The sequence below is a fragment of the Bacillus sp. A015 genome, from assembly GCF_053851875.1.
Window position 1 is genome coordinate 14,396 of sequence record NZ_JBSPZB010000016.1, and the last position, 14,395, is coordinate 28,790.

The 14,395-nt window shown below is 40.5% G+C and carries 13 protein-coding genes, 1 tRNA gene and 1 pseudogene; 12 read left to right on the top strand and 3 right to left on the bottom strand.

What is annotated here, in order from left to right; all coding sequences use genetic code 11:
- Positions 1-279: 279 nt before the first annotated feature.
- Together ACSLGF_RS13440 and ACSLGF_RS13445 are read left to right on the top strand one after the other, a co-directional pair.
- On the top strand, positions 280-936 hold the full coding sequence (locus ACSLGF_RS13440) for a hypothetical protein (RefSeq protein ID WP_456006189.1): 657 nt from the start codon (positions 280-282) through the stop codon (positions 934-936).
- Positions 937-1,063: 127 nt separating this feature from the next.
- Positions 1,064-1,137 (top strand) — tRNA-Gly (locus ACSLGF_RS13445).
- A 99-nt stretch (positions 1,138-1,236) separates the two neighbouring features.
- Here the strand turns inward: ACSLGF_RS13445 and ACSLGF_RS13450 are convergent.
- Positions 1,237-1,833 (bottom strand): hypothetical protein, encoded by a 597-nt coding sequence (locus ACSLGF_RS13450; protein WP_456006191.1) that lies wholly within the window; start codon positions 1,831-1,833, stop codon positions 1,237-1,239.
- An 83-nt stretch (positions 1,834-1,916) separates the two neighbouring features.
- On the opposite strand from ACSLGF_RS13450, the gene queG reads away from it, so the two are divergent.
- The 10 genes and pseudogenes from queG (at position 1,917) to ACSLGF_RS13500 (ending at position 12,768) form a co-directional block, all read left to right on the top strand.
- Positions 1,917-3,065 (top strand): tRNA epoxyqueuosine(34) reductase QueG, encoded by a 1,149-nt coding sequence (queG, locus tag ACSLGF_RS13455; RefSeq protein WP_456006338.1) that lies wholly within the window; start codon positions 1,917-1,919, stop codon positions 3,063-3,065.
- A gap of 61 nt (positions 3,066-3,126) precedes the next feature.
- A complete protein-coding gene (locus ACSLGF_RS13460; RefSeq protein WP_456006194.1) occupies positions 3,127-4,029 on the top strand; it encodes an amidase domain-containing protein in 903 nt (300 codons plus the stop codon).
- A gap of 43 nt (positions 4,030-4,072) precedes the next feature.
- The gene (trmL, locus tag ACSLGF_RS13465) at positions 4,073-4,546 is read left to right on the top strand and encodes a tRNA (uridine(34)/cytosine(34)/5-carboxymethylaminomethyluridine(34)-2'-O)-methyltransferase TrmL (RefSeq protein ID WP_456006196.1); all 474 of its coding nucleotides are present in this window, start codon (positions 4,073-4,075) and stop codon (positions 4,544-4,546) included.
- A 166-nt stretch (positions 4,547-4,712) separates the two neighbouring features.
- Positions 4,713-5,421 (top strand): annotated as a pseudogene (locus ACSLGF_RS13470) (YrpD family protein).
- Positions 5,422-5,999: 578 nt separating this feature from the next.
- Positions 6,000-7,895, top strand: a complete 1,896-nt coding sequence (locus tag ACSLGF_RS13475) for a PrkA family serine protein kinase (RefSeq protein ID WP_456006198.1) — start codon at positions 6,000-6,002, stop codon at positions 7,893-7,895.
- Between the two features lie 140 nt (positions 7,896-8,035).
- Complete coding sequence (gene yhbH, locus ACSLGF_RS13480; protein WP_456006201.1) at positions 8,036-9,199, top strand: sporulation protein YhbH; 1,164 nt, start codon at positions 8,036-8,038, stop codon at positions 9,197-9,199.
- A 362-nt stretch (positions 9,200-9,561) separates the two neighbouring features.
- Positions 9,562-10,194, top strand: a complete 633-nt coding sequence (locus ACSLGF_RS13485; RefSeq protein ID WP_007497037.1) for an HlyD family efflux transporter periplasmic adaptor subunit — start codon at positions 9,562-9,564, stop codon at positions 10,192-10,194.
- 39 nt (positions 10,195-10,233) lie between these two features.
- Positions 10,234-11,853, top strand: a complete 1,620-nt coding sequence (locus tag ACSLGF_RS13490) for a DHA2 family efflux MFS transporter permease subunit (RefSeq protein ID WP_456006203.1) — start codon at positions 10,234-10,236, stop codon at positions 11,851-11,853.
- Positions 11,854-11,870: 17 nt separating this feature from the next.
- Positions 11,871-12,395: an NAD(P)H-dependent oxidoreductase gene (locus ACSLGF_RS13495; RefSeq protein WP_456006206.1), complete on the top strand. Its 525-nt coding sequence runs from the start codon at positions 11,871-11,873 to the stop codon at positions 12,393-12,395.
- A gap of 13 nt (positions 12,396-12,408) precedes the next feature.
- Positions 12,409-12,768: a hypothetical protein gene (locus ACSLGF_RS13500; RefSeq protein WP_456006208.1), complete on the top strand. Its 360-nt coding sequence runs from the start codon at positions 12,409-12,411 to the stop codon at positions 12,766-12,768.
- A 111-nt stretch (positions 12,769-12,879) separates the two neighbouring features.
- Here the strand turns inward: ACSLGF_RS13500 and cspB are convergent, their stop codons facing one another.
- Positions 12,880-13,080: a cold shock-like protein CspB gene (gene cspB, locus ACSLGF_RS13505; RefSeq protein ID WP_003212277.1), complete on the bottom strand. Its 201-nt coding sequence runs from the start codon at positions 13,078-13,080 to the stop codon at positions 12,880-12,882.
- A gap of 211 nt (positions 13,081-13,291) precedes the next feature.
- Positions 13,292-14,383 carry a GGDEF domain-containing protein gene (locus ACSLGF_RS13510; RefSeq protein ID WP_456006210.1) on the bottom strand — a complete coding sequence of 364 codons (1,092 nt, stop codon included), beginning with the start codon at positions 14,381-14,383 and terminating at the stop codon, positions 13,292-13,294.
- Positions 14,384-14,395: the final 12 nt, after the last annotated feature.

A 14,395-nucleotide genomic window follows, 5' to 3' on the forward strand; every position in this document is an offset into this window, starting at 1 on the left:
GAGAATCCTCCTAATCTCAGCGTGTAGACAAACCCTCGCATTCGGTGTCAGTCCTGCGTGCCGGTGCTCACGAATGTCAAATTCGCTCCGCTCCAGTACTCGTCCTTCCTAGACTGCAAAGGTTTTCTATCACGCTGAAAAGAAGACAAAGGGCTAAAATAAAGGTCATTTTAGCCCTTTGTCAACAGTCTCAGATTAGGAGAATCCTCCCAATCTTTTTTTGTATGCTCAACCAAATTTTAGTATAATAAAGAATAAAAAATATCAAAGGGGATATCAATGATTAAAAAATGGAGCATACTTTTGTTCACTGTTTTTCTATTAGCAGGATGCGGTGAGAAGGCCGAAGAAACAACAACGACAGTGAAGACAGTATCTAAAAAAGAAACAGAACCCATATATAAGGATCAAGTAACAATCGAAAAAATGAAACTGACAAAGAAAGAAGAAAGCTTACTAGATGCCACAACCACTAATGAAATGGTGGCTCTTACCCTAAAGGGATTAACGAAGAAGAATAAGAGTATCACTTTTATTGGGAGTCATTATAAAAATGGTCGATTAGTTGATAAGGAAGCATCATCTGCCACCTTTGTTTTACATCAGGATGGAACCGATCAAACGATGAATGTGCTCTTACAACTGAATCATCAGAAAGATATATACGAATCACAATTTAGTATTTGGTCAGACAAGAAGAATGATGGAATGACAAAAGCGACTTCAAGCTTTCCATTCAAAGTAGATGATTATGTTTTTTCTGCACAATCTGAATCTGTCAAAGTGGCTTCAGGAGAAAAAGCACTAATTGCGTATACAGCTGCAATGGGGAAAGATGGGAATTTACCAATGCTTGAGGCCATCGAGAAGAACCCAGAGAAAGCGTTGAAGAATATGTCACATGCATACTTGTTTTATATCCAGCTAGATAAATAACTATCTTAATATATATGGAGAATATGAAGTTTTTTGACGAAAAATCTTCATATTCTCTTGACGAATTGTTAAGAAAGTTGTAACATAATAAAAGTCAAAGCAATGATGTTGCTTTTAAAAGATTGATGCGGGTGTAGTTTAGTGGTAAAACCTCAGCCTTCCAAGCTGATGTCGTGAGTTCGATTCTCATCACCCGCTCCAATACATAATTTTGTTTATAACGCAGTATTTCGTTTCTTAGATAAACGAAGTGTTGCGTTTTTTATTATGTCAGTATAATGTGAAAAAAGCACTGTCAGGCTACAGTGCTTTTTCAATGAGTTCATATTTGCTTTCTCTACCATGTATTTGTATAAACATCTTCGTCAAGGATTGTATAAGAGCTTCACTCTTTTCCCGGGAAATAGATGGCGGGAAAAGGATGATTTGAAGAATGTTCTTTGTGTCTTGAGAAATTTGTGCTTTACTTGCTTGAGAAAATAACCCTTTAAGTCCCGTTTCGTCCTGCCATTCGATGTGACCAGCATCATTTTTTGCAAGTGAAAGTGGCTCTTTTAGGCGATCGGCATCTAATGTCAGGATGGGCAAGAAATATTTTAATGAGAAAAATATCGACAAATCCTGTACGGAATTGGTCGAGTCAATAAATTGTTCCTTTTGAATATCAGAAAGAAGTGGAAGGAAAGGAATGTCTTCTATAAGATCAGTCCATTCTTTGATCGCAGGTACTTCTTCCAAGGCTTTATCTTCGTATTCAAAAAACAAAGACTCTTGAAACAAGCGTAATCGACCTTTTAACATTTGAGGTGATTTACCGACCTCAATATGTGAATATTCAATCTGTCCAACATGGATAGACGGGCTTTGAGGATAAGGAATTTCCATATGTATCTTCACAGTGACTCACTCCAATCGGTCATGATACACTCGTATTATACTGAAAACAACAGAAGAAACAAAGAAAGGAGGTTTACAAGGTGATTCATGTTGGAGAATTAAAAGAAGAATTGATTCAATATGCGAAAGAAATTGGTGTCGATAAAATTCGATTTGCAAGTGCTGATACATTTGATTCATTAAAGGACCGCCTGATCTTACATGAATCGTTAGGGTATTTGTCCGGCTTTGAAGAGCCTGATATCGAAAAACGAACAAACCCTTCTTTGCTGCTTCCAAAGGCCAAATCAATTGTTGCAATAGCGCTCGCGTACCCTTCCAAAATGAAAGATGCCCCTCGAAGTACAAAGGATGCGAGAAGGGGGATCTTCTGCAGGGCTTCATGGGGAACGGATTATCATGTTGTATTGAAAAAAAAGCTTGATATGCTCGAGGAATTCTTGCGAAGCAAACATGTCGATATACGAACAAAATCAATGGTGGATACAGGGGAACTGTCTGATCGTGCTGTAGCAGAACGCGCTGGCATTGGTTTTAGTGCAAAGAACTGTATGATTATCACACCAGAGTTCGGCTCTTATGTGTACTTGGCTGAAATGATCACAAATGTCCCATTTGAACCGGATGAGAAAATTGAAGACCAGTGCGGGACGTGCAATAAATGTGTGGATTCGTGTCCAACGGGTGCGCTTGTGAATCCAGGACAGCTGAATTCTCAAAGGTGCATTTCGTTTTTAACTCAGACAAAAGGGTTTTTACCTGACGAGTTCCGTTCGAAAATAGGGAACCGCTTGTATGGGTGTGATACGTGCCAAATAGTCTGCCCGATCAATAAAGGAAAAGACTTTCATCTGCATCCTGAAATGGAGCCGGACCCTGAAATTGCAAAGCCGCTTTTAAAGCCGCTCCTTACGATCAGCAATCGTGAGTTTAAGGAAAAATACGGTCATGTATCAGGATCATGGCGGGGGAAAAAGCCCATTCAGCGGAATGCGATTTTGGCACTCGCTCACTTTAAAGACGCATCTGCCTTACCAGTTTTGATTGAATTGATGCACAAGGATCCAAGGCCGGTCATTCGAGGCACGGCCGCTTGGGCCATTGGCAAAATTGGCGACGTGCAGCAGCTTTCAGAGCTGGAAAAAGCTCTTGAGCGGGAAAGTGATGAAGAAGCGAAACAAGAGATGATCAAAGGGATTGAGTTCTTACAGACACCTTTAAATACTAAATAACACCCCTATGAACATAGAATGTACCAAACAGAGATTTTAAAAAAAGTTTGGTGGTGTCTGTGTGAATCAATTATTAGCGCAAACGTTAGAAGACAGGCTGGCGTATTTATTAAATGACAGTGCGATTAAACAGCCGCAGCTCATGTCTGATGTGGAAGCAGTAGAACGAAAAAAGGAGCTTTTTGCTAGAAGACAGGTTGAGATTGTGAAGGCGAAGGCAAAAACAAAGCTTCTAGATTCAACAATTCAGGATGATGGGGCTCAGCATGTGCAATATCTTGCCCATCTCACTTATGTCTGTAAGGATGTAGACGATTCTTTTTATTTGGAGGAACAGGTTGAAAAAAGAGAAGCGTTTCTTTATAACGACATGCTTGTCAAAGATCGCATGATGCAGGAGGAACGGCAAAAGGAGGAGCAGGTGGATGAGCGCTTCCAGAACGAGGAACAATTCGGGAGAGCCTTTCACTATGATCGGCGGGCAGCCGTGCAATATGCGGAGACGTACTGGAATAAACGGAATCCAGCCTACAAGAATTTTGAAGATAACTGTACAAATTTTATTTCACAATGCTTGAAAGCAGGGAATGCACCAACGAGAGGGTATCCGAATCGCGGGTCTGGCTGGTGGGTGCGTCCACATACGTGGAGCTACAGCTGGACGGTGGCCCATTCGATGAAAAACTATTTAGCGAATTCTAAAGCGGGCTTAAGGGCAAAGAAGCTAAAAGAAGCGCAGGAGCTTCAAATTGGTGATGTCATTTGCTACGATTTCGAGGGTGATGGAAGGTATAATCATACAACCATTGTTGTTGATCATGATAAAGGCGGAATGCCTCTTGTGAATGCACAGACGTATGACAGCCGCATGCGGTTTTGGTCATATGAGGATTCGACTGCCTATACTCCAGCTATTCGTTATACGTTTTTTCACATTTTGGACGATGCCGCAAAGGATAGTTAATGGTATAATGTTGAGCGGAAAAGAAAATTAGAGGTGAACTTTTTTGGGACTTCATGTCGTTTTATATCAACCAGAGATTCCAGCTAATACTGGAAATATTGCGCGTACATGTGCAGCAACAAATACAACACTTCATCTGATTCGTCCGCTTGGTTTTTCGACAGATGACAAAATGCTGAAGCGTGCTGGACTCGATTATTGGAAGTATGCCAATGTGGTCTATCATGATTCGCTCGATGAATTGTTTGAGGCCCATCCGAAGGGGCAATTCTTCTATATCACAAAGTTTGGCCAAAAGCCGCATACAACGTTTGATTACTCTCGGCTAGATGAAGACTATTTCTTCGTCTTTGGCAGAGAGACAAGTGGATTGCCGAAAGATTTGATTGAACGAAATATGGACCGCTGTCTTCGTTTACCGATGACAGAGCATGTTCGTTCGCTTAATCTATCGAATACAGCAGCGATCCTTGTTTATGAGGCACTTCGCCAGCAGCAATATCGAGATCTCATATAAGATCATGATGAAAGCCGAGATACCCATCTCGGCTTTTTTATGTGAGATTAGAATCAGGGAAAAATATGACTTACTTATACTTTTTTTGACATGTTAAAAAATAGGTAATTTGATAGATTGTGATCGCATTTTCAAAAATGATGAATCCATTAGGAGGAATAATGAGATGAAAAAACTACTGATCACTAGTGCCATTAGCTCAGCTATTTTAATGGGGATCGTTCCAGTCAGTATCCCAGGCCTCTCTCAGACGCAGGAAATAGAAGCAGCGCAATGATCTAAAGGAATTGGCGGGCGTACTTATATCAATAGTAATGGATCTATATTGGTCACAAAAATTCAACTTCCTTCCACGATGAGTGTGTCTAATGGGACAGCTTATATTTTATTCTGGATTCACAGGATCAAAAGAAGCGGATATTGGTCTTCAATACAGTCCAACCTATAATGTATGGAAACCTACGATGAAGGTAGGAACAAATAATCAAGAAACATATATCGAAGGACAGAGTGATTTTACGTATACAAAAGGATTTAAGCCTGGAAGTACTGTTCAAATGACCATTTATCAAAATTTGAATGGACATACAAGAGCGACTTTCTGGGGGACAAACAATGTTGGTTATACAAGACGCATTATCACAGAAATTCAAAACTCAAACATTGGATCTGTGACCAAATGGAAATGACTTTCGACGGTTGCAGTGACTGACGATATTTATCGGAAAGATATTCGGGCAAACTTCTCTACTCGTTTTACTGATATCACATTAGATAATCGAGCAGTCACACCGGTGATAGCTATGCAAGACTTTACTTCGATTCAGGTGTCAGGAAATACAGTGAATATGCAAGTGCTGAAAACAACGAACTAAATGAAAAAAGGATGTTCCGCTGATGGAACATCCTCAGCGTGTAGACAAACCCTCGCATTCGGTGTCAGTCCTGCGTGCCGGTGCTCACGAATGTCAAATTCGCTCCGCTCCGGTACTCGTCCTTCCTAGACTTCAAAGGTTTTCTATCACGCTGAAAAGAAGACAAAGGGCTAAAATAAAGATCATTTTAGCCTTTTGTCAACAATCTGAGGATGCTCCACTGATGGAACATCCTTTTTTTCATTTACCAGGCTTGCCTTCGTAGCCAGCTGTGAAAATGGATACTAAAAACGTAATGATGACGCCCATCATAATGACCGTTCTCATATAAGCTCCCCCTTATCCCTTTGTTCCTGTCCGCTGCCTGTTTCATATGATGTGAAGTTCGCCTTGAAAAGCAGGAGAAGAAGATCATTTTTCTCCTGTTTTTCCTTTATTATGAAGGGTCTTGCGGATGGTTGTCAATTCAGTTTGGCAATTCGTCATTTTGAAGAACGAAAGCATGTAATAGGACGCCTGCGCATAGATTGTAAAACAGTATCTGATTACTAGCTTCAATCTTGAAAGAGGAGGTTCATATGGATATTTTAAAGAAAATTGAACAGCACAGAGAAGAAGAGCAGCGTCTCAAATGGGAAGGCACATTCAGCGATTATTTAGACATTATTAAGGAAAATGCACTTGTCGCTCAATCTGCTCATTCTCGCGTTTATCATATGATTAAAGACAGCGGGATTGAAGAGGAGAATGGGGTCAGAACCTACAAATTTTTTGATCAGGAGCTTTTTGGATTAGAGGAATCACTGGAAAGGCTAGTGGAGGAATATTTTCATCCTGCTGCAAAGCGATTAGATGTGCGGAAGCGTATTTTATTATTGATGGGACCGGTAAGCGGCGGGAAATCGACGCTTGTAACAAGGCTGAAAAGAGGACTCGAAGCCTATTCCTTGACAGACAATGGCGCAGTCTATGCGATCAAAGGCTGTCCCATGCATGAAGACCCGCTTCATCTCATTCCGCAAAATCTGCGGGAGGATTTCTATAGAGAATATGGTATTCGTGTGCAGGGGAATTTGTCGCCTCTGAATATGATGAGACTGGAAGAGGAATATGGCGGCAGAATTGAGGATGTAAGGGTTGAGCGGATCTTTTTCTCAGAGGATAAACGGACCGGCATTGGTACCTTCAGCCCGTCTGATCCGAAATCTCAGGACATTGCCGATTTAACAGGCAGCATCGATTTTTCAACCATTGCTGAATTTGGATCAGAGTCAGACCCTCGTGCATACCGGTTTGATGGGGAACTCAATAAAGCAAACCGCGGGATGATGGAGTTTCAGGAGATGTTAAAGTGTGATGAGAAATTTCTGTGGCACCTTCTTTCATTAACGCAGGAAGGAAATTTTAAGGCAGGCCGATTTGCCTTGATTAGTGCGGATGAATTGATTGTCGCTCATACGAATGAAACCGAGTACCGGTCGTTTATTTCAAATAAGAAGAACGAGGCCCTTCATTCAAGAATTATTGTGATGCCGATTCCTTATAATTTAAAGGTGACAGAGGAAGAACGGATTTATCATAAAATGATTTCAGAAAGTGATGTTTCAGACGTTCATATTGCACCGCATACGCTGAAGGTGGCAGCGATGTTCTCTATTTTGACGAGACTCAAAGAGCCAAAGCGTTCTGATATTGATTTGGTGAAAAAAATGCGTCTGTATGATGGGGAAAGTGTCGAAGGCTTTCAATCTGCTGACATAGATGAGATGAAAAAGGAATTTCATGACGAAGGGATGAGCGGAATTGACCCGCGTTATGTGATCAACCGAATTTCATCCACCATTATTCGAAAGAATATGGAATCGATTAATGCGCTGGATGTGCTTCGTTCCTTAAAAGAAGGGCTTGATCAGCATCCATCCATTTCAAGCGAAGATCGGGAGCGTTATTTGAATTTTATTTCTGTCGCGCGAAAAGAGTATGACGATATTGCGAAGAAAGAAGTTCAAAAGGCATTTGTGTATTCGTATGAGGAGTCTGCGAAAACACTAATGGATAATTACTTAGATAATGTCGAAGCTTACTGCAATAAAAACAAGCTGCGTGATCCGTTAACTGGTGAAGAAATGAATCCTGATGAAAAGCTTATGCGCTCAATTGAGGAACAGATCGGTATTTCTGAAAATGCCAAAAAGGCATTCCGAGAAGAAATTCTCATTCGTATTTCGGCTTATGCGAGAAAGGGCAAGCGTTTTGATTATAATTCTCATGAGAGATTACGAGAGGCGATTCAGAAGAAGTTATTTGCTGATCTAAAAGATGTGGTCAAAATTACGACATCGACGAAGACACCAGATGAACAGCAGCTGAAAAAGGTAAATGAGGTAGTGGCTAGACTGATTGATGAGCATGGCTATAATTCAACAAGTGCAAATGAACTTTTAAAATATGTAGGCAGTCTTCTGAATCGTTAATAAATGAAGGAGGCATTATTGGCGCACATCCGCACCGGTAATGTCTTTTTTAGAAATGATCGTCATCTTGGATGACCGCAGCATACGATAAAGGAATCGATAGTTAGAAGAATTGCGCAAACAGGTGAGGAGGGGGATGGATGTCCCGGCAAGAAAAAAGTCAGTTTATTGTTTCTCAGGAAGACTGGTCCCTCCATCGAAAAGGCTTTGACGACCAGCAGCGTCATCAGAAAAAAGTCAAAGAGGCGATTAAAAACAATTTGCCGGATCTTGTCACAGAGGAAAGCATCATCATGTCTAATGGAAAAGATGTTGTCAAAATTCCGATTCGTTCATTAGATGAATATAAAATTCGGTACAACTACGACAAGAATAAGCATGTGGGTCAAGGTGCTGGAGATAGCCAGGTTGGTGATGTTGTCGCGCGTGATGGATCAGACAGTAAGCAAGGGCAAGGGAAGGGTCAAGGTGCTGGAGATCAAGCAGGTGAGGACTATTACGAAGCAGAAGTTTCATTAATGGATCTGGAGGAAGCGCTGTTTCGTGAACTAGAACTGCCAAACCTGAAACAAAAGGAGCTTGACGACATCATTGTCGAGCAAATTGAATTCAACGATATTCGCAAAACGGGCTTAACAGGAAATATCCATAAAAAACGAACGATGCTTTCCGCATTTAAACGAAATGCGATGACGGGAAGTCCTTCCTTTTATCCAATCTACCCAGAGGATATCAAATATAAAACGTGGAATGAAGTGACCAAACCAGAGTCGAAAGCCGTCGTTTTGGCGATGATGGATACGAGCGGAAGTATGGGACTTTGGGAAAAATATATGGCGAGGAGTTTTTTCTTTTGGATGACACGTTTCTTACGGACAAAGTATGAGACGGTTGATATTGAATTTATTGCCCACCATACGGAGGCGAAGGTTGTAGAAGAGGAACACTTCTTCTCGCGGGGTGAGAGCGGGGGAACCATTTGCTCGTCTGTCTATCGAAAGGCACTAGAGCTCATAGACGAACGATATCCGCCGTCACGATATAATATTTATCCTTTCCATTTTTCTGATGGTGACAATCTGACCTCAGACAATGCGCGGTGTGTGAAGCTTGTTCAAGAAATTATGAAAAAAGCCAACTTATTCTGTTATGGTGAAGTGAATCAATACAACCGGCACTCTACGTTAATGTCAGCATATAAGCATATTCAGGATGAGAAATTTAAGCATTATATTTTGAAGCAAAAATCAGACGTTTTTCTCGCATTAAAAAAATTTTTTCAGCAGGAAGAAGTTCTTTCTTAAATAGCACATTTGAAAAAACCTTTCAGCATAAGGGCTGAAAGGTTTTTTGTGTGGAAAAGGAAGGGATCACCAGAAAAAAAGTAAAACTTTCTCTTTGACATTTCAATTTACATTTATTAATATTTAATCTTGTTAAATATAAGTTTTTCAAAAAAGATGCCGATCGTCTTTTCTTCTTTTTCTGCTTTTTGCTCATGAGTGAACAATAAGTATAAATGGGCTGCACACCATTTTTCAGCGGAGTAGATGAAGGGGAAATGTCAGCTTTATGAGCTTGTTTCATATTCTGTAAGATGATGGGCATTCTAAGCTTGCTAAAGCAGATGACACTATATTTTTATACATGAAAGGAGAAACAAAACATGAACAGAGGGCGTTTATTACTAACGAATATCATTGGCCTTATTGTGATTCTTGCTATTATTGCCGGGGGTGCTTATTACTACTACGAAAGCACAAACTTTGTAAAAACAGACGAGGCAAAAGTGACAGGTGACATGTATCAAATTACAGCACCAGCAGCTGGACAAATCAAAGGCTGGGATATCAATGAAGGTGACGAAGTGCAAAAAGACAGCACAGTTGCAAAAGTTGAAGGGGAAGCAAAAACAAACATTAAAGCAGTAGCTGATGGCACATTAGTCAAAAAAGAAGTACAAAACAATCAGCAAGTGCAGCCAGGTACAGTTCTTGGTGAAACAATTGACCTAAGCAAGCTTTATATCACAGCAAATATCAAAGAAACAGACATTAAGAACATTGAAAAAGGTGACAAAGTCGACATCGTGGTAGATGGTGATCCTGATACAACATTTGAAGGAACTGTTGAACAAATTGGTTATGCGACAAACTCAACATTCAACATGCTGCCAGCAACAAATTCAAGTGGTAACTATACAAAAGTGACACAAAAAGTAGCAGTCAAAATTTCAATTAAAAACCCATCTGACAAAGTACTTCCAGGTATGAATGCTTCTGTCAAAATTTCATCTTAATGATGATTGATATTAAAAAATGAAAGGAGGTTGTCTGGGATGGCAAATCAACCTGCAGCGACAAAACAGGGAACAGGCTCCTTGTCTTTACTGATCATTTTAATGGCCGGTTTGTTCGTAGCGATTTTAAACCAAACGCTTCTGAACGTAGCCATGCCCCATTTAATGACTGAATTTAATGTCAGTGCGACGACCATTCAGTGGCTTACAACAGGTTACATGCTTGTCAACGGTGTGCTGATTCCGTTATCCGCATTTTTAATCACACGTTTTGGACAGCGCAGCTTATTCCTAGTGGCCATGATCTCGTTTACACTTGGTACCTTTATTTGCGGGATTGCACCGAACTTTTCTACGATGCTCATTGGCCGCTTGATTCAGGCAGTCGGTGGCGGTATCTTACAGCCGCTCGTTATGACAACAATCCTTTTTATTTTCCCTCCGGAAAACAGGGGGAAAGGAATGGGGATTTTTGGTCTTGCGATGATGTTTGCACCAGCTGTAGGACCAACATTATCTGGTTACATTATTGAACATTATTCTTGGCGTATTATGTTTTATGGCCTTGTACCAATCGGTGCGATTGTCATTATCGCGGCTTTCTTTATGTTTAGAAATATTGTAGAGCCTAAAAAGATCAAGCTGGACACCCTTGGCGCGATTCTTTCAATCGTTGGTTTTGCTTCGCTTCTATACGGAGTGAGTGAAGCGGGGAGTGATGGTTGGACAGATCCGATCGTCTTATCGACGATTATGATTGGTGCGCTTGCGATTATTCTCTTTATTTTCCAACAGCTAAAAGCCGATAATCCGATGCTTGATTTCCGTGTATTCAAATACAGCATTTTCTCATTATCAAGTGTCATTAATATCATTATTACCGTTGCCTTATACACTGGGATGTTCCTCCTGCCGATTTATCTGCAGAACCTTGTTGGGTTTACGGCATTGCAATCCGGGCTATTAATGCTTCCAGGGGCACTTGCGATGCTGATTATGTCCCCGATTTCAGGGATTTTGTTTGATAAATTTGGACCTCGTCCGCTTGCGATTGTGGGGATGCTCATTACCGTTGTCACCACATACGAGTTTACAAGGCTGACCATTGATACATCCTATAGTCACATTGTGCTCATGTATGCAGTACGTGCATTTGGTATGTCACTGCTTATGATGCCTGTTATGACAGCTGGGATGAACCAATTACCACAGCATTTAAACAGTCATGGTACAGCGATGTCTAATACATTAAGACAAATAAGCGGTTCAATCGGTACGAGTTTGATCACAACGATTTATACGAATCGGACAACTTTCCATTATTCCAATATGGCGGATCAAACAAATACTTCTGACCCGTTCTTTATGAATTCATTCCAAGCGGCTGTGTCGAATGTGATGCATCATATGGGCATGACAGCTGAAGCTGCTCAAAAATATGTATCCACCCAGCTCTTTACGAAAGCACAGGTCGATTCAAACGTGATGGGCATCAATGATGCTTACATGTGGGTCACATTATTCTGTGCGGCCGGTGTCATTCTCAGCTTGTTCCTGAGAGATGTACGTAAGGATAAAAAACGAAAAGATCAGCAGCATAAGAAACAAGAAATGACGCTGCTTCCAGCACCTAAGGAAGCAAACCAAGATGCAAGATAAGTGTGGAGGGACCGTACATGAAAATTTATGTCGTATACGATAGTGAAGGTGACCATACAAAAGCACTTGCAGAAGCTATTGCAGCAGGCGCAGGTGAAACAGAGCAAGCTGAAGTATTCATTGATCATGTGAAAGATGCGGATATTCGCACGCTTGATCAAATGGATGCGATCATTTGGGGCTGCCCTGGTCACTTTGGTACCATTAGTTCTGGATTAAAGACATGGATTGATCGTCTTGGCTACTTATGGGCAGAAGGAAAACTCATCGATAAAGTCGGTGCTGTTTTCTGTACAACTGCTACAACGCACGGCGGTTTAGAAATGACGATGCACAATTTGATTACGCCAATGTTCCATCAAGGGATGCTTGTGGTAGGCCTTCCTGGAAATGTTCCAGAGAATGCTTTATACGGCTCTTATTATGGAGCAGGTGTGACATGTCCAATTGATTCTGATGAATTGATTTCTACGGAAGGCATTGAACTCGGGAAAGCATTAGGAAGACGTGTAGCATCAGTCACTGCGTCATTTAAGCGATAAGGAGAGGGTTCTTTTGGCGACGATTATTGTAGCGTTAGTAGCTGCTGTTCTAGTCATTATCGGATTAGTAGCGTTCAATGTCAGACACGCTTCGGTCGAGAAGGAAGAGATCAAAGAAGGTGTGTCTAATCAGTCTGACGTGCCGCGCAGTGAGCCAGAAGTTGCGGCGAGACCTGTAGAGCCTGAAGAAGAAGAAAAAGCGTCAGAGCCTTCTCAAACGGACGAACACGTGTCTGGCGACGATTTCTATAGACAGGCGCTTCAAAAGTTTAAGCAGCCAGAACCACCTGTCAAAAAAGAAGAACCAGAGACAAAAATGAATGATGATATGTATCGTTCTGCTTTGCAGAAGCTAAAGCAGAAGGACAAATAAAAAGAGAACCTCTCGTCAGGTTCTCTTTTTGATTGCATAAAAAAACCGCCGGCAGAAGCCGAGCGGTTTTCCTTCACTCTATAAAGTGCTAAAAGAGCAGATGCTCTTAAATTACGCTTTGTTAACGTTAGCAGCTTGTGGTCCGCGGTTACCTTCAACGATTTCGAAAGAAACTGCTTGACCTTCTTCTAAAGTTTTGAAGCCTTCGCCTTGGATAGCAGAGAAGTGAACGAATACATCGTCTTGACCTTCTACTTCGATGAATCCGAAACCTTTTTCAGAGTTGAACCATTTTACTTTACCTTCTAACATGAAATTTCCTCCTAAAGCGATCTTAACGCTTAAATTCACTATTCTTGCTCTTACACAAACTTCAAAGACGAAAACTCTTTCAAAACTTTCTTCTTAAAGATGATACGAACAAAAATAATTACCTTTACTTTACCAGTGTTTGCGGGAAAAAACAACTGTTATACGAAAACTTTTTTAAAAATAATTAGTGCTAGCAAATTGAGGAAAAAGCCTATGCCAAAGGGTCTCTTTTTCTCTCTGAAAAGCTCACTTGATTTCGGCCTGACTGCTTCGCTTTATAGAGTTCCTGATCAGCAATAATCGGTAATTGTTTGATGTTTGCACTTGTTCCACGATAATAAGCACATCCGAGTGACACAGTAATGTAAATGGACATTCCATTTTGTAAATAAATCGGCTGATCCGCAATTTTTCTCCGCAATCGTTCTGCAATTTGCCATGTTTTTTCAACTGAACAATTCGGTAGAAGCACAGCAAATTCTTCACCGCCGATCCGTCCAATATAATCAGAGCTTCTTGTGTTTTTGATCAGCCTTGTCCCGATTTCTTTTAAAACGATATCTCCCTCATGATGTCCATATTGATCATTGATGGATTTGAAATAATCGATGTCTAGGTAAATAAGGGACATTTGATGGATAGGCTGCTTTAATTTTAGAGAAAAAGCATCACTTAATACCTCATCAAATTTCCGTTTATTTAAAACACCTGTTAAAAAGTCATAATGAGCTTGGAATTTATACAAATTTAACAGCTGATAGGCTTTTGTTTGTTGCTCAATGACATAAAAATTAAATAATACGGCAATATACGAGAAAATCCAATAAGCGAAATGCATTTCAAATGATATTTCATGTGCGAAGGTGATAAACAAAATGGTTGCGATCACGTTGCTGATCGTAATAGATAACAGCATTTTCAAGACATGATTGATATGACGTTCAGCAATCAAAAAAGAGGCTGTGGCGATAAATATCATGGAAAAAATATTGATGAAAGAACCGACGTTGGCTTCGATTAATAATCGACCAATAATGACAACACATACCGCAATGAACGTTTGCGCGATGCCTCCATAAAATGCTGTTAAAATAAGAGGTATATGTCTTAAATCGATGATGGCTGGTCCTGCTTTAATAGAAAAAAACATTATGAGGACACCGAGTAACCCAGAAAGCATGCCTTTACATAGTTGTCTGAGCAAGGTATCTTCTTTCTTTAAAAAATTCTCTCTAAACACAAGCATAAATAAATAATGGAAAGTGACAAGAATTGTTATATTAATAAAGAGGTCTCTTAGCAAAATAAAATCACC